Annotated in this window: 16 protein-coding genes; 8 read left to right on the top strand and 8 right to left on the bottom strand. The window is 70.6% G+C overall.

Going from position 1 to position 21,458, the window contains the following annotated elements; translation table 11 throughout:
* Window positions 1–91: 91 nt before the first annotated feature.
* From AQI88_RS33620 to nirD, 3 genes are read left to right on the top strand one after another with little or no spacing between them, the layout of a single operon-like run.
* On the top strand, window positions 92–1,306 hold the full coding sequence (locus AQI88_RS33620; protein WP_067006598.1) for an NAD(P)/FAD-dependent oxidoreductase: 1,215 nt from the start codon (window positions 92–94) through the stop codon (window positions 1,304–1,306).
* Window positions 1,306–3,903, top strand: coding sequence for a nitrite reductase large subunit NirB (nirB, locus tag AQI88_RS33615; RefSeq protein WP_067006596.1), 2,598 nt, complete (start codon window positions 1,306–1,308; stop codon window positions 3,901–3,903). The genes AQI88_RS33620 and nirB overlap by 1 nt, the downstream gene beginning before the upstream one ends.
* Window positions 3,900–4,253, top strand: a complete 354-nt coding sequence (gene nirD / locus AQI88_RS33610; protein WP_067006594.1) for a nitrite reductase small subunit NirD — start codon at window positions 3,900–3,902, stop codon at window positions 4,251–4,253. Before nirB ends, nirD begins: the two co-directional genes overlap by 4 nt.
* Before the next feature lie 19 nt (window positions 4,254–4,272).
* Here nirD and AQI88_RS33605 read toward each other — a convergent pair whose 3' ends face one another.
* Entirely contained in the window at window positions 4,273–5,436 is a 1,164-nt protein-coding gene (locus AQI88_RS33605; RefSeq protein ID WP_067006591.1) for a hypothetical protein, read from the bottom strand.
* 9 nt (window positions 5,437–5,445) lie between these two features.
* Entirely contained in the window at window positions 5,446–8,013 is a 2,568-nt protein-coding gene (locus tag AQI88_RS46190) for a type II secretion system protein GspG (RefSeq protein ID WP_067006589.1), read from the bottom strand.
* A 148-nt stretch (window positions 8,014–8,161) separates the two neighbouring features.
* Here AQI88_RS46190 and AQI88_RS33595 point away from each other — a divergent pair, with 148 nt between their 5' ends.
* The 3 genes from AQI88_RS33595 to AQI88_RS33585 all read left to right on the top strand — a co-directional run bounded on the left by AQI88_RS33595 (window position 8,162) and on the right by AQI88_RS33585 (window position 11,523).
* Window positions 8,162–8,746, top strand: coding sequence for a TetR/AcrR family transcriptional regulator (locus AQI88_RS33595; RefSeq protein ID WP_067006586.1), 585 nt, complete (start codon window positions 8,162–8,164; stop codon window positions 8,744–8,746).
* Between the two features lie 71 nt (window positions 8,747–8,817).
* On the top strand, window positions 8,818–9,585 hold the full coding sequence (locus tag AQI88_RS33590; protein ID WP_067006577.1) for an SDR family NAD(P)-dependent oxidoreductase: 768 nt from the start codon (window positions 8,818–8,820) through the stop codon (window positions 9,583–9,585).
* Window positions 9,586–9,693: 108 nt separating this feature from the next.
* The gene (locus AQI88_RS33585; protein WP_067006574.1) at window positions 9,694–11,523 is read left to right on the top strand and encodes an exo-alpha-sialidase; all 1,830 of its coding nucleotides are present in this window, start codon (window positions 9,694–9,696) and stop codon (window positions 11,521–11,523) included.
* Between the two features lie 31 nt (window positions 11,524–11,554).
* Here AQI88_RS33585 and AQI88_RS33580 read toward each other — a convergent pair whose 3' ends face one another.
* From AQI88_RS33580 to AQI88_RS33565, 4 genes are all read right to left on the bottom strand, one after another.
* A complete protein-coding gene (locus AQI88_RS33580; RefSeq protein WP_067006571.1) occupies window positions 11,555–12,388 on the bottom strand; it encodes a carbohydrate ABC transporter permease in 834 nt (277 codons plus the stop codon).
* Window positions 12,381–13,283, bottom strand: a complete 903-nt coding sequence (locus AQI88_RS33575; protein WP_067006568.1) for a carbohydrate ABC transporter permease — start codon at window positions 13,281–13,283, stop codon at window positions 12,381–12,383. The genes AQI88_RS33580 and AQI88_RS33575 overlap by 8 nt, the downstream gene beginning before the upstream one ends.
* Window positions 13,280–14,542 carry an ABC transporter substrate-binding protein gene (locus AQI88_RS33570; RefSeq protein ID WP_208615979.1) on the bottom strand — a complete coding sequence of 421 codons (1,263 nt, stop codon included), beginning with the start codon at window positions 14,540–14,542 and terminating at the stop codon, window positions 13,280–13,282. The genes AQI88_RS33575 and AQI88_RS33570 overlap by 4 nt, the downstream gene beginning before the upstream one ends.
* 86 nt (window positions 14,543–14,628) lie before the next feature.
* A complete protein-coding gene (locus tag AQI88_RS33565; protein WP_067006565.1) occupies window positions 14,629–15,552 on the bottom strand; it encodes an oxidoreductase in 924 nt (307 codons plus the stop codon).
* A 231-nt stretch (window positions 15,553–15,783) separates the two neighbouring features.
* On the opposite strand from AQI88_RS33565, the gene AQI88_RS33560 reads away from it, so the two are divergent.
* A complete protein-coding gene (locus tag AQI88_RS33560; protein ID WP_244184441.1) occupies window positions 15,784–16,155 on the top strand; it encodes a hypothetical protein in 372 nt (123 codons plus the stop codon).
* Window positions 16,156–16,261: 106 nt separating this feature from the next.
* Window positions 16,262–16,822, top strand: coding sequence for a DUF4232 domain-containing protein (locus AQI88_RS33555; protein ID WP_067006561.1), 561 nt, complete (start codon window positions 16,262–16,264; stop codon window positions 16,820–16,822).
* A gap of 158 nt (window positions 16,823–16,980) precedes the next feature.
* Here AQI88_RS33555 and ppdK read toward each other — a convergent pair whose 3' ends face one another.
* Complete coding sequence (ppdK, locus tag AQI88_RS33550) at window positions 16,981–19,701, bottom strand: pyruvate, phosphate dikinase (RefSeq protein WP_067006558.1); 2,721 nt, start codon at window positions 19,699–19,701, stop codon at window positions 16,981–16,983.
* A 460-nt stretch (window positions 19,702–20,161) separates the two neighbouring features.
* Window positions 20,162–21,382, bottom strand: a complete 1,221-nt coding sequence (locus AQI88_RS33545; RefSeq protein ID WP_208615978.1) for an ROK family transcriptional regulator — start codon at window positions 21,380–21,382, stop codon at window positions 20,162–20,164.
* Window positions 21,383–21,458 lie beyond the last annotated feature (76 nt).

Raw genomic sequence — 21,458 nt, 5'->3', positions numbered from 1 at the left:
CACCCGCGGCCCGCCCCCGCTGAGGGCAGCGTTCCTCGCGAGAAACAGGAGTGATGCGGCCGGGTAACGTCGGGGCCGCACGCTCCTTTGCATGACCTCGAAAACGCGTGTGGTGGTGATCGGCGCCGGCCTCGCGGGCGTACGGCTCGCCCGGCGGCTCGGCGAGCTGGGCACGCCCGCGCTGCTCGTCGGCGAGGAGGAGCACCGGCCCTACAACCGGGTCCTGCTCGCCGAGGTGCTGGCCGGCCGGTACGCCCCGGAGGTGATCGCCCTCCCCGCGCCCGGCGGCCTGGTGCGCACCCGGGTCACCGGCATCGACCGCGCGGAACGGCGACTGGACTGCGCCGACGGCTCGTCGATCGCATACGACACGCTGGTGCTGGCCACCGGCTCCAACCCCGTGCTGCCGCCGCTGCGCGGCCTGTTCACCGCCGACCACCAGCTTCCCGAGGGCGTCCACGCGTTCCGCACGATGGACGACTGCCTGGGCCTGTCCAAGGCGGTGCGTCCGGGCGTGCGGGCGGTCGTCATCGGCGGCGGGCTGCTCGGGGTGTCCGCGGCCCGCGCGCTCGCCGTGCGCGGCGCGCAGGTGGTCCTCGCCCAGCAGTCGGAGCGGCTCATGGAGCGCCAGCTCGACCCGAACGCCTCCCGGCTGGTGCTGCGGCACCTGAGGGACCTCGGTGTCGAGGTGCACACCGAGTGCCGGGTGCGGGACGTGCGCTCGGTCGGCGGAGCGGTCCGCTCGGTGGAGATGGCCGACGGCTACGCCCTCGACGCCGACCTCGTCGTCCTCGCCTGCGGGGTGCGGCCGCGCACGGGTCTGGCGGAACAGGCGGGACTCGCCGTCCACAAGGGCATCCTCGTCGACGACGAGCTGCGCACCTCCGACCCGCACATCCACGCCATCGGCGACTGCGTCCAGCACGACGGCACGGTCTACGGCCTCGCCGCCCCGGCCCTCGAACAGGCCGACGCCCTCGCCGAGTTCCTCGCGGGCGACGCGGACTCCCGCTACACCGGCACCCGTTCCCTGACCCGGCTGACCCTCACCGGTCCCGGCTCCCCCTTCGACCTCGCCGCGTTCGGTGAGACCGAGGCCCTCCCCGGCGACGACGTCGTGCAGCTCGCCGACGCCACCCGGGGCACCTACCGCAAGGTCGTCGTCCGCGACGACCGCCTGGTCGGCGGGGTCCTCGTCGGCGAACTCGGCACCGTCGGCGCACTCGCCCGCGCCTGGGAGGGAGCAGAGCCGCTCCCCGACGACGGCCCCCTGCTCCACCTGCTCACCAACGACGGAGGCTCCTGATGACCGCCACCCCGGGGGCCACCCCCACCATCGTGCTCGTCGGCCACGGCATGGTCGGCCAGCGCTTCCTCGAAGCGCTGGCCGAGCGCGGCCTGACCGCCACGCACCGCGTGGTCGTCCTGTGCGAGGAGCCGCGCCCGGCCTACGACCGCGTCCAGCTCACCTCGTACTTCTCGGGCCGCACTCCCGAGGAGCTCTCCATGACCGACATGGAGTTCATCAAGGACCACGGCATCGAGCTGTACGTCGGCGACCCGGCTGAGACCGTCGACCGTGCGGCGAAGAAGGTCACGGCCAAGTCCGGTCAGGTCTTCGAGTACGACACCCTCGTCCTCGCCACCGGCTCCTACCCCTTCGTACCCCCCGTCCCCAACAAGGACGCCGAGGGCTGCTTCGTCTACCGCACGATCGAGGACCTGCTCGCGATCGAGGAGTACGCGAAGTCCAGGGCGACGACGGGTGCGGTGGTCGGCGGCGGTCTGCTGGGCCTGGAGGCCGCCGGCGCGCTGAAGGGTCTCGGACTCACCTCCCACATCGTGGAGTTCGCGCCCCGGCTGATGCCCGTCCAGGTCGACGAAGGCGGCGGCGCCGCGCTCCTGCGCACGATCGAGGACATGGGCCTGACCGTCCACACCGGTGTGGGCACGCAGGAGATCGTGGTCGGCGAGGACGGCGCGGTCACCGGTATGAAGCTGTCCGACGGTTCCGAACTCGCCACCGACCTGGTGGTGTTCAGCGCCGGTGTCCGCCCCCGCGACCAGCTGGCCCGCGACTCGGGTCTGACGGTCGGCGAGCGCGGCGGCATCACCGTGGACGAGCAGTGCCGTACGGTCACCGACCCGCACGTGTTCGCGATCGGCGAGTGCGCGCTGGCGGCGGACGGCCGGGTGTACGGCCTGGTGGCCCCCGGCTACGAGCAGGCGGAGACCGCCGCGGCCACCATCGCCGCCGACGAGGCCTCCTTCACGGGCGCCGACCTGTCCACCAAGCTCAAGCTGCTCGGCGTGGACGTGGCCTCCTTCGGTGACGCGCACGGCACGGCCGAGGACTGCCTGGACGTCGTCTACTCCGACTCCCGTGCGGGCCTGTACAAGAAGCTGGTCATCGGCCGCGACGGCACGCTGCTCGGCGGCATCCTGGTCGGCGACGCGGAGGCGTACGGCACCCTGCGCGCGCTGACCGGTTCGGTCCCGCCCATCTCCCCCGAGTCGCTCGTCCTGCCCGCCCAAGCGGGCTCGGGGGCCCAGCTCGGCCCGTCCGCCCTCCCGGACGAGGCGATCATCTGCTCCTGCCACAACGTCAGCAAGGGCACGATCCGCGGCGCGGTCACCGAGCACAGGTGCACGACCGTGCCCGAGGTGAAGAAGTGCACCAAGGCCGGTACCGGCTGCGGCAGCTGTGTGAAGGTGCTCGGCCAGCTGGTCACCGCCGAGCTGGAGGCGTCCGGCGTCGAGGTCGACAAGGGCCTGTGCGGCTGCTTCTCGCAGACCCGCGAGGAGCTGTACGAGATCGTCCTGGCCCTGCGCATCAACACCTACCAGGATCTCCTCGACCGCTACGGTCGTGAGGACGCCCGGGGCGGCGACGGCTGCGAGACCTGCAAGCCGGCGGTGGGGTCGATCATCGCCTCCCTCGCCCCGACGATCGGCGCCAGCGGCTACGTCCTGGACGGCGAGCAGGCGGCCCTCCAGGACAGCAACGACCACTTCCTCGCCAACCTCCAGAAGAACGGGTCGTACTCGGTCGTCCCGCGCATCCCCGGCGGCGAGATCACCCCCGATGGCCTGATCGTGATCGGCGAGATCGCCCGGGACTTCGGCCTCTACACGAAGATCACCGGCGGTCAGCGCATCGACATGTTCGGCGCCCGGGTCGAGCAGCTCCCGCTGATCTGGACCCGTCTGGTCGACGCGGGCTTCGAGTCGGGCCACGCGTACGGCAAGGCGCTGCGCACGGTGAAGTCCTGTGTGGGCCGGACCTGGTGCCGCTACGGCGTCCAGGACTCCGTCCGCATGGCGATCGACCTGGAGCTGCGCTACCGGGGGCTCAGGTCCCCGCACAAGCTCAAGTCCGCCGTCTCCGGCTGCGCCCGCGAGTGCGCGGAGGCCCAGTCGAAGGACTTCGGCGTGATCGCCACGTCGAACGGCTGGAACCTGTACGTCGGCGGCAACGGCGGCGCCACCCCGCGCCACGCGGACCTGCTCGCGCAGGATCTGACGGACGCCGAGCTGATCCGCCTGATCGACCGGTTCCTGATGTTCTACATCCGCACCGCCGACCGCCTGGAGCGCACCTCCACCTGGCTGGAGCGGATCCCCGGGGGCCTGGACCACGTGCGCGACGTGGTCGTGGAGGACTCCCTCGGCATCTGCGAGGAGCTGGAGTCCCTGATGGCGGACCACGTGGCGCACTACGCCGACGAGTGGGCGACCACCATCAACGACCCCGAGAAGCTGGCCCGGTTCGTGTCCTTCGTCAACGCGCCGGACACTCCCGACCCGGTCGTCGGCTTCGTTCCCGAGCGCGGGCAGATCAAGCCCGACCTGCCGCTGCTGACCATCGGCCACCGTCCCCTGGAAGGAAGCGCCCAGCGATGACCCTGGCACCCGAGACGACCGACCTGAAGATCCAACTGCGACTGGAGGACGACGACTGGTTCACGGTCTGCGACCTGCACCGGCTGGTGCCCGGCCGGGGCGTTGCGGCCCTGCTGCCGGACGGCCGCCAGGTGGCCGTCTTCCGCGACCGCACCGGCCGGCTGTACGGCATCGACAACCGCGACCCCTTCGGCGGCGCGGCCGTCCTCTCCCGTGGCCTGACCGGCACCCACCAGGGCCGCCCGTTCGTCGCCTCGCCGCTGCTGAAGCAGCGCTTCGACCTGGAGACCGGGCAGTGCCTGGACGACGAGTCGGTGCGGGTGGCGGCGTACGAAGTGCGCACGCAGTAGACGCAGTAAGCCCTGTGCGTCACATGACGGGCGCCATCCCCTTCGTGAACCTGACGCCCGTGATCGACGCGAGCTTCACCGCGGCGAGGTCGATCACGGAGTCGTCGTCCGCGGTGGTGCGCATCTTGCGCGATCCGTCCGGCCAGACCATGGCCAGCTCGCACCCGAGGTTGGCCATGACGGCGAGCCGGGCGGGCAGGATCCGCTGGGGGTCGTCGTTCTGGGTGCCGAGGGCGGGCCACGTGGGGAGAGTGATCTCCAGGGCGTCCAGCTCGCCCTTGTTGTATCTGCCGGACTTCTTGTACGCCTCGAACTCGCCGTCCGTGAGCGCCGCGAACTCGCCGAGGAAGGGCGCCGGCGGCGTGGAGACGGGCTGCAACCGGTCGCCGGGGAGATACCACTTCGCGTAGTAGTGGTACTGCGGCTTCGTGACTCGGCTGTCCTTGAAGTAGCCGCTGAGGTCGGACAGCAGGCGGTGGCCCACGGTCGACGGAAGCCCCGCCGCGTTGACCGCGGCCACGCAGTCGCTCAGGAAGCCGGCGACCGCCTTCGCGTCCAGGTGCGGCCCGAACAGGCCGCCGGTGACCGGGGCGACGCACCAGTACGGCTCGTTGAAGACGTCGAAGGCATAGATCGACTCCTTGAAGTCCTTGGCGACATCCAGCAGGGGCTTCAGCGTGCCTTCGATGAACGTGGCGCGGTATGCGGGGTTCAGCGCGATGGCACTGCGGCCCCCGGCGAAGTTGCTGTTCGTCGCCACGGGGACGTCCGGATAGGGGATGGTCTGGAGCAGCCCGCTGTAGCGCTTGGGCTGGTCCAGGAACGCGAAGTCGATCAGGACCGGGACGATCCGCATCTCCGCCTGCCGGAACACCGTCAGCATGGCCCGGAAGTCGTCCAGGAACCGCTGGTGCACCCGGGCGGGCGGTGCGAAGTCCCAGAACATCTTCCGCCACGTGCCGTCGTAGGCGGCCATGACCGTACCGTCGTAGTTGTTGCCGTCCCCCATCAGCCACATCCGTACGACGCTGATGCCCGCCGCCTTCAGGTCCGCCAGGTTCTTGGCGAGCTGGAGCTGCTTGCCGTCGGCGGTCATCCGCTTCAGCCACGGCTGGGCGTCGCCGTTCGGCCCGATGGTGATGTACTGGTTGCCGGGCCACGGGTAGTTGAAGCCGACGAGCATCGGCCCGGCCTAACCCATGGCCGGCAGGCTGGTGTTGACCTGGATGTCGGTGCCGTGCGACGCGGTGTACTCGTACCACTCGGCGACCAGGGAGGCCGGGGCCCAGCTGGTGATGTCCGCGTCGTCGCCGTCGCCGCCTGCGACACCGTTCGCGCCCAGGGACGAGACCTCGTAGTCGTTGCGCAGCCCGGGTGACCGGTAGACGTAGGGCCGGTTCCACGGGTCGAGCAGCGGCACCTGGCCGAGCGGGGCCAGCACGGCCAGGCCCTGGGCGGTGGTCGGGTAGGTGCCGTGGGCGTCGTGGTACTTGTCGAGCAGGCCGATGATCTTCTGGATGTCCGTCCAGGCCCGGCGCTGCGCCGGTGACAGCAGCGGACGGTAGGCGCTCTCCGGGTTCGCGGGCGGGATGCCCGGATAGTTGGCCTGGTCGTACGCCCGGATCTCCTGGCCGATGGTCAGATACGGGTGCCCGGGGGGCAGTACGTCACCGAAGTTGCCCCGGTCGATGAAGGCCGCGAAGGCGTCCTCGTAGCCCGGCCGGATGGTCACCACGACCCGTGCGCTGCCCGCCCGCAGGAACTGCTGGCGGATCGGGTCGGGGTGGCGGATCGTGCGGACGAACTCCCAGGCCTGGGGGTGGTCCCAGAAGTACGGGTAGTGGAAGTACAGCAGGTTCTCCCACTCGATGGCTTCCTGAAGGAACTTGACCATTTCCTGGTAGCGGAACATCGTCGCCCATCCGGCGGCGTCGAGCCCCAGCTCGTTGCCCGTGAAGGCGGTGCCCGGGATGCCGCCGCTGCCGAAGAGGTCGCGTACGTCCTTGGGCATGAAGTCGAACCCCGGGCCCAGGAGCCAGCGCAGCACGCCCTTCATGACCTCCTCGCGCTCCTCCTGGCGCAGCGTCAGGGTGTCCACATCGCCGAGCTGGGCCCGGATCTCCTCCCGCCGGGCCACCAGCGCCTGGATCCGCTCGGCGTACCGGTCCCGTGCCGCGTCCCGCAGGGCCTGCCACACCGCGAAGCGCCAGGCGGCCATCGACTCCTCGGTCGGGACCATGGTGATCTCGAACTGGACGTCCGCGACGTCGACGTCCTGCAGCATGTACGAGATGACCTGGCGGCCCGTGCGGCCCTGGAGGAAGCCGGGCAGCTCCTGGTGGTAGTCGCCGGGGCTGTTCGTGGTCGGCCACAGCGGCGGCTGGATGCCGATGATGACGAAGGTGCGCCCGTTGCCCTGGGTGACCCCGAGCATCGCGTCGATGAAGACCTTGTCGATGCGGTAGCCGTCCGGGACGCCGATCTCGACCTGGTAGAAGCGCCAGCCCCGGTCGTCCTTGGAGGTGGGCAGCCCCGAGACCGGCCCGCCGATGGTCTTCTTGTCCTCCGCACCGGGCGGCTCCGGCACCGAGGCGCCGTAGAACGCCGCCTTGTCCTGGTAGTTCGCCCGGGTGATGGCCGAGGCCGGCAGGTCGAACACGAAGGGCTGCCCGATCTGCGCGTCCAGGTCGTGCAGTTGCGTGAACACCGTCCGCAGCGTCGCCCCGGGCTCGGGGATCGCCAGGTCGTAGGTCAGCCGCAGCCCGTACTGGAGCAGCCGGACCCGCCACTTGCGCATCATCGAGTAGTAGTCGATGCGCATCGCCTGCGGGGTGTTGTTGACCAGCGTGCGGGTCGTCGTCTCCTGCTGCCCTGACTCCGTGCTGGTCTGGATCGTGACCTTGCGTTCCTTGCGCACCCGCGAGGCCGCCTTGGCCGTCACCTCGGACGCGTGGGTACGGCTGTCCTTGACCGACTGTTCCGTCTCCAGCGAGGTGGAGAACTTCATGCTGGTGGCGAAGGTCACCATCCCGTACGACCCCGACAGCGAGGCGTCCAGGCCCAGTTGCTGGTTCCGCTTGGACTGCGACGACGTCGCCTCGGCCAGTTCGGACTTCTCGGTGACGCCCTTCTCGCTGACGTTCTCCAGCGAGTCCGTGACGATGGTGGAGAACTCCTCGTCGGTGACGGACCACTCCTTGTGCACCACGCTCGTCTGCTCGCCGGGGGCGAGGGGGATCGTCGCGAGCAGTTCGCCGCGCTCGATCCCGGCGGGGGCCATCTCGATCCGCTCCAGGTGCAGCATTCCGATCGGCGCCACCTTCACGGCGTTCTCGAACGCCCCCACCGCCGCCGACGCGGACGCCACCATGGTCTGCCGTACGGCGTGCGCCCGCGGGTCCTCCTGCGCTGCCGGCGCTCCGGCTCGCTCCAGCTCCTCGGTCCGGTGGGCGAGTACGGCCTTGCCGACCGCCGCGATGTGGTCGAGATCCACGTCCGCCACCTCGGCGGCGCGCGGTGCGAGCAGCCCGGCCGCCGGTGGCTCGAACCGCCGCGCGACCTCCCAGACCTCCCCGGGCGCCGCCACGTCCTGCTGCGTCCGAAGCACGGCGTCCACCTCGCCGGGCCGCAGCTGTAACGCGCGCAGCAGCGCCGCCTTCTCATGCGCCCGGCTGAGCTCGCCCTGGGCGGCGTCGGGCAGGTCCACGGACGTGTGCGTGGCCTTGTTCAGGCTGCGCGTCGAGTTCTCCAGCACCGTCATGAAGTTCTCCCCCGTCGCTCCGTCCGGGTGGTCTGTCCGGACGGCCTGAGACCAGGGTGAGGGCTGCACCCGGCGCCGTGTATCACTCGTTCGAGTGAATACGACGAGATCTTGACTGATCGTTTCAGAAAGGCATAGCCTGTCGACCATGGCCAGGACCAAGGAGTTCGACCCCGACACCGCACTGCAGTCGGCCCTGGAGCTGTTCTGGCGACGCGGCTACGAGGCGACGTCGATGACCGACCTGGTGGAGCACCTGGGCATCGGCAGGGCGAGCCTGTACGCGACCTTCGGGAACAAGCACGAGCTGTACCTGAAGGCACTGGACCGCTACGAGCAGGCAGGCCTGACGCGGATCGTGCACGAGCTGTCGCAGCCGGGGCCCGCACTGCCCGCCGCACGAGCGGTCGTACGGCGGTTCGCGGCCGAGGCTGCCGACGAGCACCTGCGGCTGAACGGCTGCCTGGTCACCAACACGGCGGCCGAGCTGGCCCCGCACGACCCGGCCGCCGCGCGGCACGTCGAGCGCAACTGGGACCACATCGAGACCGCACTGCACTCGGCACTCGTGCGCGCCCAGGCGCAGGGCGAGCTGCCCGCCGACCGCGATCCGCTCACCCTCGCCCGCATGCTGCTGGTACTGATGCAGGGCCTGCGGCTCGTCGGCAAGGCGTCGTCGGACCCGGCCCGGGTCCGGGACGCGGCGGAACAGGCGCTGGCCCTGCTCGACTGATACACCCCTCCACCGAGGGTCGCATTTCACGGTCCCATACTGAACTGATCGGTCAAGAAAAGGGGAGATTCATGACCACCACCCGTTTCACCGGCAGGACCGCCCTGGTCACCGGCGCCGGCTCCGGCATCGGACGCGCCGTGGCGCTCGCCCTCGCGGCGGAGGGCGCCCAGGTGGTCGTGGCCGGGCGCCGGCCGGAGCCGCTGGACGAGACCGTCCGGCTGATCGAGGAGCAGGGCGGCAAGGCCCTCGCGGTGACCGCCGACGTCTCACGGGCCACCGACGCCGAGGCCCTCGTCCGGGCCGCCGTCGAGCGCTTCGGCTCGCTCGACGTGGCCGTCAACAACGCCGGTGTCCTCCGGGGCGGGCAGCCCCTCGCGGACCTGCCGGAGGACGACTGGCACACCCAGCTCGCCATCAACGTCACCGGAGTCCACCTGGCCCTCCAGGCCCAGATCCGCCGGATGCGCACCCAGCCCTCGGGCGGTGCGATCGTCAACGTGTCCTCCCATCTCGGCCGGCACACCACCTCAGCCGGAGTCGCCGCCTACGCGGCGACCAAGGCCGCCGTGACCGCCCTCAGCCGGGGCGCCGCCCTCGACCACATCGGCGACGGCGTCCGCATCAACGTGGTCAGCCCCGGCGCCACCGCCACCTCCATGTCGCTGCGGTCCGGCGAGAGGGACGAGGACCGGACCCGGCGCGCGAAGGCCACGCTCCCGCTCGGCCGGATCTCCACCACGGAGGAGGTCGCGGCCGCCATCCTCTACCTGGCCTCGGACGACGCGGCCTCGCTCGTCGGCACCGATCTGGTGGTGGACAGCGGCGGCTCCCTGTGAGCCGTGTGCACCCCCGTTCCCTGAAAAGGCCCCCGGACGCCGGTCCGTCCGGGGGACGCGTCCGTGTGTCGCCCCTCGGGCCGCGGCCCGCTCGATGACGATCCGGTCGTGCTCTCCCTCTCCGCCCTGCGCACCAAGGGCCTCTTCGCTCTCGCCGCCACGGCCGTCTTCGCCGTCCCGCCGGTCCTGCTCGCTCCCCCGGCCTCCGCCGCCGTGTCCAACGGCGGATTCGAGACCGGCACTCTGACCGGCTGGGTCCGGGACGGCCAGGCCGCGGTGGTCGGCTCCGGCGCGCACAGCGGCAGGTACGCCGGACGCGTCGGCGGAGCCGGCCGCACCAAAGGCGACTCATCCCTCGCCCAGACCTTCGACGCGCGCACGGGAGAACGCCGGCTGTCCTTCTGGTACGACGTCAGCTGCCCCGACGGGGCACCCCACAGCGGGGCGACGGCTGGGCTCAGGGACAACACCACCGGCGTCACCACGACCGTCCTGCCGATGACCTGCACCGAGGGACACGGCTGGCAGCAGGCGACCGCCCCCGTCAGGCCGGGCCACAACTACACCCTCCGCCTGGCCAGCCGCAGCGACGCCCAGGCCGACCCCACCGTCACCCTCTACGACGACGTCCGGCTCACCGACGCTCCCGTCCTGACGCAGATCGACACGGACCCCTTCACCAACTCCGCCAGCCAGCACGCCACCGTGGTGGAGCCCGACACCTTCGCCGCCGGCAACACCGTCATCGCGGTCGCCCAGAACGGCCGCTTCTTCAGCGGCGGCGCCTCCGGCCTCGGCTGGGCCCGGTCGGCCGACGGCGGAGTCACCTGGACCCACGGGACCATCCCCGGCATCACCGTCTACCAGGGCGGCGCCTTCTCCCGGGTCTCCGACCCGTCGGTCGTCCACGACGCCCGGCACGGCACCTGGCTGGCCGCCGGACTCGCCCTCAACTCGACCTCCAACGGCACCATCGGCGCCGGAGTCACCGTCAGCCGCTCCACCACCGACGGCGCGAGCTGGCAGAACCCCGTCAGAGCGGTCGGATTCAACGGGCCGAACTACGACAAGCCGTGGATCACCTGCGACAACACCCCCACCAGCCCGTTCTACGGGCGCTGCTACATCGAGGTCGACAACAACTCGGCCGGCAACCGGATCCTGATGAGCACGTCCACCGACGGCGGACTCCACTGGTCGGCGCCCATCACTCCGTCCGGCGCCCCGAGTGGCCTCGCCGGACAGCCGCTCGTCCGGCCGAACGGCACCGTCGTCGTTCCCTACTCCGCCAACGGAAGCGCCATCCGCGTCTTCAACTCCGCCAACGGCGGCGCCTCCTGGAGCGGCACCTCACTCGTCGCCTCGGTCAGCGCCCACACCGTCGCAGGCGGTCTGCGGGCCCTCAGGGGAATCGCCTCCGCGGAGATCAGCGCCTCCGGGCGGATCTTCGTCGCCTGGCACGACTGCCGTTTCCGCGCGAACTGCACGGCCAACGACATCGTCTACTCCACCTCGCCCAACGGCACCACCTGGGAATCCGTGGCCCGTGTGCCGATCGACCCCACCACCAGCAGCGTCGACCACTTCCTCCCCGGCCTCGCCGTCGACCCCACCTCGTCCGGAACCACCACCCGGATCGGCCTGTACTACTACTTCTATCCGGTCGCCAACTGCACCTCGGCCACCTGCCGCCTCCAGGTGGGCTACATCTCCTCCGTCAACCGCGGTGTCTCCTGGACCCCCGCCACCACGCTGACCGGGCCGTTCCCGCTCTCGCAGATCGCGAACACCAGCCAGGGCCGCATGGTCGGCGACTACATCTCCACCTCCGTCGTCGGCGGCCGGGCCGTCTCCGCCTTCCCGGTCGGCCAGGCCCCGACCACCGGCCAGGCCTTCGACGAGGCCCTGTACACGGCCGGCCCGCTCCCCTTGGGCTGAACCGGCCGACGCCCCCTCGAAGAGGCCCTGCCTAGTCGATCCCCGACCGCTCCACCCCCGCCACGATCCACCGCTGGAAGCACAGGAACACCAGGAGCAGCGGCAGGATCGACACGGCCGCGGCGACGAACAGCTCGTGCAGCCGGATCACCTGCGACGTGGTGAAGGACGACAGCGCCACCTGCACCGTCCAGGCGCTCTGGTCCTGCCCGATGACCAGGGGCCACAGGAAGGAGTTCCACGCGCCGAGGAACACGATGGTCCCGACGGCCGCGAACACCGGCCGTGCGTTCGGCACGACGACCAGCCAGTACGTGCGCCAGTGACCGAGCCCGTCGACCTGCGCCGCGTCCTCCAGCTCCCGGGGAAATCCCAGGAAGTACTGCCGGAAGACGAAGCAGGCGAAGGCCGAGAACAGCGTCGGGACGATCAGCCCCCGGAGCGTGGAGATCCAGCCCAGCGACGACACCAGCACAAAGCTCGGTACGAACGTCACGGCGGCCGGGACCAGGAGGGTGCCGAGGATGCCGTAGAAGACCTTGTTCGCGTGCCGATAGGGGATGCGGGCCAGGCCGTAGCCCGCGAGGGAGGCGAGCAGGAGGGTGCCGAGCGTGGTCGCGACGGCGATCAGCGCGCTGTTGAGGAGGGTACGGGCGAAGGGAACGGAGGGGTCGTCGAACAGCTCCCGGACGTTCTCCCACCTCAACTCACCGGGCAGGAAGGTCCATTCGGGCGAGGTGATGTCCTGCTCGCTCGACAGGCCGTTGCGGACCAGCAGATAGAAGGGGATCAGGAAGAGCAGGGCGAGCGCGATCAGCAGCACCAGCCTGAGCGCCCGCCCGGCCCGCACCAGGGCGTCATCCATCGGCGTCCGTCCTTCCCAGCTTCAGCCACCGCGCCTGCCCCACCGTCACGACGGCGATGACCAGCGCGAGGATCACCGCCCCCGCACTGCCGAGCCCCAGGTTCTGCCCCTGCCCGAGGGCCGTGTAGTAGAGGTAGACCAGCGGCGGCCGGGCGTACGGCGGATACCCCCTGGCATCGGACAGCAGGTTGTAGAACTCGTCGAAGGCCTGGAAGGCGTTGATGACGAGCAGCAGCACCACCGCGACCGAGGTGGCCCGCAGCTGGGGCAGGGTGATGTGCCGCAGCACGGTCCAGCCGGGCCGGGCCCCGTCCACGGCGGCCGCCTCGTACAGCACCGGGTCGATCCGCTGGAGCCCGGCGAGGAACAGGATCATGTAGAAGCCGGCCTGGAGCCACAGCCGTACGGTGACGATGACCAGCCAGTACCAGGGCGGGTCGGTGGTGGACAGCCAGGCGACGGGATCGCCGCCGAACCATCCCAACACGGTGTTCGCGAGCCCGAACCGCACCCCGTTGAACAGGGACATCTTCCAGATGAGCGCCGCGACGACGTAACTGCACGCGGCGGGCAGGAAGAACACGGACCGGAAGAAGGCCCGGGCGCGCTTGAGGCGGTTGACCATCAGAGCGAGGGACAGGGAGAACACGTAGGTGGCGGGCACGATGAACGCGGTGAAGACGAGGAAGGTCTTCAGGCTGTCGACGAACGCGTCGTCCTTCAGCATCGCCGTGTAGTTGTCCAGCCCGACGAAGTGCGTGGGCGTGACGGTGTTGTGGGCGTCGAAGAAGCTGAGCGCCACGCTCCACACCAGCGGAACGTACGTGAACAGGGCGAGTCCGAGGGCGAAGGGCCCGACGAAGACCCAGAACCAGAGGGCGTTGCGCCTGCTCACGACTTCTTCTTCACACGGTCGAGCTCGGCCGACACCTTCCGTACGACGGCCCGCAGCTCACGGTCCGCACTGGCACCGCTCTTGATGATCCGGCTGAGCGCGTCCTGGTAGGCGCTCTGCCCGGCCGGGGTCCACAGCAGTGGCTGGGCATAGCCGTGCTCGGTGCTGAGCCGGACGGCATCGGCGGCCGGGCCCGACTTCAGCTTGGCGGCCTTCTCGGCGAGGGAGATCCGGGCCGGGATGTGGAAGCCGTAGGAGAGCGCGAAGTCCTCCTGGTGGTCGGTGCGTTCGACCCACAGCCACTTCACGTACTCCTTGGCGGCCTCCGGGTGCCTGCTGCGCGCGCTGACGGCAGCACCGTAGGCACCGACGGGAACGGAGGGCCGGCCCGCGCTGCCGTCCTTCGGGAAGGGAAGCACCCCGAAGTCGTCGCCGAGTTCCTTCTGCACCTGGGGCAGCGCCCACAGCCCGGACCACTGCATGGCGGTCAGGCCCTGGAGGAGGGCGGAGGGGTCGGACCAGTCGGTGGGGGCGCCGAGGAGGAGGGACTTGTCGGCGTAGAGCCGGTGCAGCTTGCCGAGGGTGCGGGCGGCGGCGGGGTCGTCGAAGCCGACCTTGCCGTCCTCGGTGACGAGGCTCAGTCCGGCCCCGTACAGGGGTGTCCCGCCGAGGACACCCGCTCCTCCGTCATTGCCGAGGAAGAGGCCCTTGACCTTGCTGCTGGTGAGCTTCCTGGCAGCGTCGACCAGGGCGTCCAGGGTGGTGGGCGGCTCGACTCCCGCGTCTTTCAGCAAGCTCTTGCGGTAGTAGAGGAGCTGCATGTCGATGACCTGGGGGATGCCCCAGATCTTCCCGTCGTACGTCTTGGGCGTGAGCACGGCCGGGTTGAAGTCGTCCCTGACCCCGTCGAGCAGCTCGGTGAGGTCGACGACCTGACCGCCCTGGATCTGGTCGAGGGTGGGCCCGTTGACCTCGAAGACATCGGGTCCGGAGCCGGTGAGCAGGGCGGCGGCGGTCTGCTGGTCGTAGTTGCCCGGCCGCCACTGCACGCTGACGTGCGCCTTCTTGTAGGCGGCGGCGTACCGCTGGACGGCCTGTTCGGTGCCGGTCTCGCCGTACTGGTGGTACCACTGCGACAGCTTCGGCCCCGAGCCCCCGCCGTCGCCCCCGCCGCCCCGCCCGGTGTTCGATCCGCATGCGGTGAGCAGTCCGGCGCCCGCGCCTGCTGCCAGCAGCGTCCTGCGGCTGATGCTCGTCATCATGTGCCCCCTGACATTCGCCATCGATGCACGGCCCAACGATCAACCATGCGCCGGGATTACGAAAGGGGTGTTGCGGCCGTGTGTCACACCTGGAGAGCGCCGTAGTCCACGCCGGTCAGGTGCACCGAGGCGTCCCAAACCCTGGTCGCCACTTGGTCGTTGAGCGTCCATGGTGCCCGCCAGGACGGCGCGGGCGCACCCCGCCACATCGCGAAGGAGGGCCCGTAGAAGGAGTCGGGCCGCACTCCGGGCGCGGTCGCCGCGTACAGCGTGGGCAGGGCGCCCGCCTCCGCCGGCTGGGCGAGGACACGGTTGCCGATCTCCATCAGCCGCTCGGCACCCCGCCGCCCCTCGGCGCGCGGCCCGGCCGTCTGGAGGTTGGTGGCGGCGTAGCCGGGGTGTGCGGCGACCGCGACGAGGTCGGTGTCGAGGTCTGCCAGTCGACGCGCCAGCTCATGGGTGAAGAGGAGATTGGCGGTCTTGGACCGGGCGTAGGCGGTCCAACGCCGGTAGCGCCGCTCGCTGTTGAGATCGCGCAGGTCGATGCCGGCGAGGGCGTGCATGACGCTGGAGACGGTCACGATACGGGCGCCCGGGGTGACCAGAAGCCTCGGCAGGAGCAACCCGGTGAGGGCGAAGTGGCCCAGATGATTGACCCCGAACTGCGTCTCGAACCCGTCCGCCGTCGTCCCGTACGGGGGCGCCATCACGCCCGCGTTGTTGACGAGCAGGTCGAGCCGCTCGTACGGCAACCGGTCCGCGAAGCTCCGCACGGACGCCAGGTCCCCGAGGTCCAGCCGCTCCACCTCGGCCTCGGCCCCCGGCACCTCCGCCACGATCCGGTCCCCGGCGTCCTGCCCGCGCACCTCGCTCCGGCAGGCGAGCACCACCCGGGCCCCCTTGCGGGCCAGCTCCCGCGCGGTGACGTACCCGATCCCGCTGTTGGCACCGGTGACGACGGCGAGGCGGCCGGTCTGATCGGGGATGTCCTGCGCTGTCCAGCCCATGGCGCTCCAGCGTAGGCGCGAGGCCGACACTTCCCACGACGGCGTGCCGCCCCTGCCGGGCAGTGACGGCAGTAACAGCAGTGACGGCAAGTGATCTCTCAGGCATCATGGAGTTCATGACCACACCCCGAAAGGCCGATGCCGCGTAACCGGCCAGGCGCTCTGCGCAGCGCCCGCAAGACCCCCGGCCCCCGCATCTGGGAAGAGCCCCCTCCGGCCCGCATACGCGGCTTGTCCGGCCGTACGAGCCTCGCCATCCACCGCGCGGAGCGCCTCTCCCCCGGCTTCTACCCGCGCGGCGCGACCGACAGCGCCCTGCGGCGCTACCGGGCGTTCCTCCACCCGCCGGGACGCCGCCCCCGCTACCCCCGCGAGTCCTACTGTCGCAGCTGCCCGGGCTGCGCCCTCGTCGACGTACGGCAGGCCCGGGACGCGCTGGCGGACATCCTGCCCCGGCTCCCTCCCCGGGCGCGGGCCGAGTTGCGGCGCGCGGTGACCCCGCTGGACCGCCGCTACCTGCGCCTCACCCTTCCCGACCCGCTGGCCGCGCGGACCGCGCCTTGGTGGCACCGGCGTCTCGCGAAGGGTGTCGAGGGCTGGTGAGCCCCGGCTGGGACTTTTCCCGGCCGGTGCACAACTTTTCCCGGCGAGGGCGCATCCAACATAGCGACCTACATCAACCCATTCGCCCGATGGAGGCGGATGCGCCATGTTTCTGAATACTCGATTCCTGTCCCGGCGCGGCCTGGCCGCCGCACTGACCGCCACCGCGGCGGCACTCGCGACAGCGGGCGTCGCATGGAGCGCGACGGCAGCAACGACGGCAACGGCGACGACGACCACGACGACTCGGGCGTCGGCCGGTCCGCGCACCTGCGGCCTGAACGACCTGTACCTCTCCATGGGCCGCAAGGAAGGCGCGGCCGGATCGCTCTACTGGTCCATCCGGTTCACCAACACCAGCACCAGCGAGTGCGGCCTGCGCGGCTACCCGGGCATCAGCGTCCTGGACACCGCGCACCGGCAGATCGGCCCGGCCGCCACCCGCACCAGCCGGTCCTACGCCACCGTCCCACTCGCCCCCGGACACTCCGTCTCCGCGGTCATCCGCACCGCCAACGGCCCGATCGGCGGCCCCTGCCTACGCACCGGCACCTACCTGAGGATCTACCCGCCGGCCTCGTACAGCGCCACCCTCGTCCCCGCACCCTGGACGACGTGTTCCCACACCTTCCACGTCGGCCCGGTCAACACGGAGGGCACCATCTGACCCACCGGGCACAGCCGGGAACGCCGAAGGGGCGGCACCCCCGCACAGGGTGCCGCCCCTCCTCTTTCGTGCGCCGGAGCCGCCGTCGATCGGTCTGAGGGTCGGGGACCGACGACGGCTCCGGGGTCCGGGCGGGCGGCGGTGCTGCCGCCCTCGGCTCAGCGGTGGTCGCTGCCCGCCGACTGGGTGGCCGCGCGGCCCGCCTCCAGGCGGGCGACCGGGATGCGGAACGGGGAGCAGGAGACGTAGTCCAGACCCACCTCGTGGAAGAAGTGGACCGACTCGGGGTCGCCGCCGTGCTCGCCGCAGACGCCGAGCTTCAGGTCGGGGCGGGTCGCACGGCCCGCCTTGGCCGCCGCCTTCACCAGGGAGCCGACGCCGTCCTTGTCGATCGTCTCGAAGGGGGAGACTCCGAAGATGCCCTTCTCGAGGTATGCGGTGAAGAAGGACGCCTCCACGTCGTCACGGCTGAAGCCCCACACCGTCTGGGTCAGGTCGTTCGTGCCGAAGCTGAAGAACTCCGCCGCCTCCGCGATCTGGTCCGCCGTCAGCGCGGCGCGCGGCAGCTCGATCATCGTGCCGATCGCCAGCTTCAGCTGCGTGCCGGTGGCCGCCTGGACCTCCGCGATGACCTGGTCGGCCTCCTCGCGGACGATCTCCAGCTCCTGGACGGTGCCGACGAGCGGGATCATGATCTCGGCGCGCGGGTCGGCCTTGGCGTTCTTGCGCTCGGCCACGGCCTCGGCGATGGCCCGGACCTGCATCGTGAAGAGGCCGGGGATCACCAGGCCGAGGCGTACGCCACGCAGGCCCAGCATCGGGTTCTGCTCGTGCAGGCGGTGGACGGCCTGGAGCAGGCGCAGGTCGTTCTCGTTGGCGTCCTTGCGGGACTCCGCCAGGGCGACCCGGACCGACAGCTCGGTGATGTCGGGCAGGAACTCGTGCAGCGGCGGGTCGAGGAGGCGGACCGTGACCGGCAGGCCGTCCATCGCCTCGAACAGCTCGACGAAGTCCTTCTTCTGCAGCGGGAGGAGCTGCTTGAGGGCCTCCTCGCGCTCGGCCTCGGTGTCCGCCAGGATCAGGCGCTCGACCAGCTCACGGCGGTCGCCGAGGAACATGTGCTCGGTGCGGCACAGGCCGATGCCCTGGGCGCCGAAGCGGCGGGCGCGCAGCGCGTCCTCGGCGTTGTCCGCGTTGGCGCGCACCCGCAGGCGGCGCTTGCGGTCGGCGAAGGCCATCATGCGGTGCACGGCCTCGACCAGCTCGTCCGCGTCGTCGGCACCGGGGTGCATACGGCCCTCGAAGTACTCCACCACCGGGGAGGGGACCACCGGGACCTCGCCCAGGTAGACCTTGCCGCTCGAACCGTCGATGGAGATGACGTCGCCTTCTTCGACCACGTGACCGCCCGGCACCGTCATCCGGCGGCGCTTGGTGTCGACCTCCAGCTCCTCCGCGCCGCAGACACAGGTCTTGCCCATGCCGCGTGCGACGACCGCCGCGTGGGAGGTCTTGCCGCCGCGCGAGGTCAGGATGCCCTCGGCCGCGATCATGCCGTCCAGGTCGTCAGGGTTGGTCTCCCGGCGGACCAGGATGACCTTCTCGCCCGAGCGGGACCACTTCACCGCGGTGTACGAGTCGAAGACGGCCTTGCCGACCGCCGCGCCCGGCGAGGCCGCGATGCCCCGGCCGACCTTCTCGACCTTCGCGTCCTCGTCGAAGCGCGGGAACATCAGCTGCGCCAGCTGGGCGCCGCTGACGCGCTGGAGCGCCTCGGTCTCGTCGATCAGGCCCTGGTCGACCAGCTGGGTGGCGATGCGGAAGGCCGCGCCCGCCGTGCGCTTGCCGACACGGGTCTGGAGCATCCAGAGCTGGCCGCGCTCGATGGTGAACTCGATGTCGCAGAGATCCTTGTAGTGGTTCTCCAGGGTCTCCATGATCTGCATCAGCTGGTCGTACGACTTCTTGTCGATCGACTCCAGCTCCGCGAGCGGGACCGTGTTGCGGATGCCCGCGACCACGTCCTCGCCCTGGGCGTTCTGGAGGTAGTCGCCGTAGACGCCCTGGTGGCCGGAGGCGGGGTCGCGGGTGAAGGCGACGCCGGTGCCGGAGTCGGGGCCCAGGTTGCCGAAGACCATCGAGCAGACGTTGACGGCCGTGCCCAGGTCGTGCGGGATGCGCTCCTGGCGGCGGTAGAGCTTGGCGCGGTCGCCGTTCCAGGAGTCGAAGACCGCCTTGATGGCGAGGTCCATCTGCTCGCGCGGGTCCTGCGGGAAGTCCCGGCCGGCCTCGGTCTTGACGATCTTCTTGAACTTGGTGACCAGCTTCTTCAGGTCGGCCGCTTCGAGGTCCGTGTCGACGGTGACCTTCTTGGCCGCCTTGGCCGCGTCGAGCGCCTCCTCGAACAGCTCGCCGTCGACGCCGAGGACGGTCTTGCCGAACATCTGGATGAGGCGGCGGTAGGAGTCCCAGGCGAACCGGTCGTCGCCGGCCTGCTTGGCCAGGCCCTGCACCGACTTGTCGGAGAGGCCGATGTTCAGGACGGTGTCCATCATGCCGGGCATGGAGAACTTCGCGCCGGAACGGACGGAGACCAGCAGCGGGTTGTCGGCCTGGCCGAGCTTCTTGCCCATCTTCTGCTCGAGGGCGTCGAGGTGCGCACTCACCTCGTCACGCAGTGCCACGGGCTCCTCGCCGCTCTCCAGGTAGACCTTGCAGGCCTCCGTGGTGATGGTGAAGCCGGGAGGGACCGGGAGACCGAGGTTGGTCATCTCGGCGAGGTTGGCGCCCTTGCCGCCCAGGAGGTCCTTGAGGTCCTTGTTGCCCTCGGTGAAGTCGTAAACGAACTTCGCTACGTGGGGTTCTTTGTTTTCCGACACGGGTCTCGACTCCTTGAGGCCGCGGTGGCTGCCCTGACGGCGAGGAACATACCCAGATCGAAGGCTCCTGGGTACGTCCACTTGCCCGTCATGCGCCTGTAACCACTCGTCCGCCAGCGGATCGAAAGTCAAAGCTTGGCAAGCGGCGACAGGCTGATGTTTTCACTTCTTGAACGCACCAATGCCCACAGGTGCAGTTTTCCGCTCAGATGAGCGGGTCACGGCACGTCTGATTTCGATCGATGAACGATCAAGGGGTGGCACCGAGTGCCACCCCTTGGAAAAGTGCAGCCGCGCAAGATCTGCTCATCTGAGCGCAGCCCTTATCAAGGGTGGCGAGAATCACGCTTTCACAGAGGACCGGATTTCACCATGCGGACGTGCCTCGGACCTACCTCGGACCTGCCTCGGACCTGCCTCGGACCTGCCTCGGACCTGCCTCGGGACAGAAACCCGCCCGTCACACCCCGAGCGCCACCAGCCGCTCCTCGACCCGCTCCGGCGCATACAGGTGCTCCACGACCAGCGCCCCCGCGCCGATCAGTGCCGCCCGCTCCCCCAGCCGCGAGGTCACGACGTCCAGGTGGGCCGTCGAGCGGGGCAGCGCCCGCTGGTAGAGCAGCTCGCGGACCCCGGTGAGGAAGGGCGTTCCGGCCAGGTCGCCCGCGATCATCAGCACGCCGGGGTTGAGCAGGGTCACGACCGTCGCCAGCACGTCGCCGACCCGGCGCCCGGCCTCCCGGGCCAGCGCGGCCGCCTCCGGGTGCCCGGCGGCCAGCAGGTCCCGTACGTCCGAGCCGGAGGCGGCCGGCACCCCGGCCTCCGCGAGCCGCCGGGCCACGGCGCCACCGCTGGCGACGGCGGCGAGGCAGCCGTACGAGCCGCACCGGCACAGCGCCTGGGCGTCCACCCGGATGTGCCCGATGTCGCCGGCACCGCCGTCGATCCCCCGGTAGATCGAGCCGTCGACCACGACCCCGGCGCCGATGCCCGTGGACACCTTGACCAGCACGAAGGCCGAGCAGTCGGGGTGTCCGGTGCGCTGTTCGCCGTAGGCCATGAGGTTGGCGTCGTTGTCCACCAGGACCGGGACCGCGGGGGCGCTCGTGTGCTCGGTGAAGGCGCGGGAGAGGCGGCCTCGTATGTCGTAGCCGTCCCAGCCCGGCATGATCGGCGGCTGGACCACCCGGCCCGTCGCGCTGTCGACCGGTCCCGGCACCGCGAGCCCGATCCCGCAGACCTCCTCCGCCCGGTGCCCGGCCTTGGTGAGCAACTCGGCGAACCAGCGGCCGAGTTCGCCGAGGACCGCCTCCGGCCCGTCCTCGATGACGAGGGTCCCCGAGTGCTCGGCGAGGATCTCGCCGGTCAGGGTCAGGACGGCCGCCCGGGCGTGCCGGGTGTCCAGGTCGGCGGCGAGGACCACGGCGTGGGAGTCGTCGAACTCCAGGGTGATGGAGGGGCGGCCGCCGAGCGGGGAGCCGACCGGTCCGCCGGCGCCCTCGCGCAGCCAGCCGGCCCGGAACAGCCGGTCCAGGCGCTGGCCGACGGTGGCCCGGGACAGCCCGGTGGCCTGCTGGAGCGCGCCGCGCGTGACGGCGCGCCCGCTGCGCACGAGTTCGAGCAGATCGCCGGCGCTCGTCTGGCTTCCGCTGCGTCCGGTCCTGCCGGGCTGTCCCGTCATGCGCACCCCCTTGTGTTTCCCAAGCCTGCATTACATATTGGGTTTTGCGTGTTAAGTAGACGTAACTCTAAGGTAG

It is taken from the genome of Streptomyces cellostaticus (assembly GCF_001513965.1).
Taxonomy (GTDB): Bacteria; Actinomycetota; Actinomycetes; order Streptomycetales; family Streptomycetaceae; genus Streptomyces; species Streptomyces cellostaticus.
The sequence above is the reverse complement of the archived record's forward strand: the minus strand, read 5'-3'. Positions and strand labels throughout refer to the sequence as shown.

What these genes read in the sequence shown, in the direction of transcription:
- AQI88_RS33620 (WP_067006598.1), top strand. Translation starts at nt 92, where the DNA reads ATGACCTCGAAAACGCGTGTGGTGGTGATCGGCGCCGGCCTCGCGGGC.
- nirB (WP_067006596.1), top strand. Translation starts at nt 1,306, where the DNA reads ATGACCGCCACCCCGGGGGCCACCCCCACCATCGTGCTCGTCGGCCAC.
- nirD (WP_067006594.1), top strand. Translation starts at nt 3,900, where the DNA reads ATGACCCTGGCACCCGAGACGACCGACCTGAAGATCCAACTGCGACTG.
- AQI88_RS33605 (WP_067006591.1), bottom strand. Translation starts at nt 5,436, where the DNA reads ATGCTCGTCGGCTTCAACTACCCGTGGCCCGGCAACCAGTACATCACC.
- AQI88_RS46190 (WP_067006589.1), bottom strand. Translation starts at nt 8,013, where the DNA reads ATGACGGTGCTGGAGAACTCGACGCGCAGCCTGAACAAGGCCACGCAC.
- AQI88_RS33595 (WP_067006586.1), top strand. Translation starts at nt 8,162, where the DNA reads ATGGCCAGGACCAAGGAGTTCGACCCCGACACCGCACTGCAGTCGGCC.
- AQI88_RS33590 (WP_067006577.1), top strand. Translation starts at nt 8,818, where the DNA reads ATGACCACCACCCGTTTCACCGGCAGGACCGCCCTGGTCACCGGCGCC.
- AQI88_RS33580 (WP_067006571.1), bottom strand. Translation starts at nt 12,388, where the DNA reads ATGGATGACGCCCTGGTGCGGGCCGGGCGGGCGCTCAGGCTGGTGCTG.
- AQI88_RS33570 (WP_208615979.1), bottom strand. Translation starts at nt 14,542, where the DNA reads ATGACGAGCATCAGCCGCAGGACGCTGCTGGCAGCAGGCGCGGGCGCC.
- AQI88_RS33565 (WP_067006565.1), bottom strand. Translation starts at nt 15,552, where the DNA reads ATGGGCTGGACAGCGCAGGACATCCCCGATCAGACCGGCCGCCTCGCC.
- AQI88_RS33555 (WP_067006561.1), top strand. Translation starts at nt 16,262, where the DNA reads ATGTTTCTGAATACTCGATTCCTGTCCCGGCGCGGCCTGGCCGCCGCA.
- AQI88_RS33545 (WP_208615978.1), bottom strand. Translation starts at nt 21,382, where the DNA reads ATGACGGGACAGCCCGGCAGGACCGGACGCAGCGGAAGCCAGACGAGC.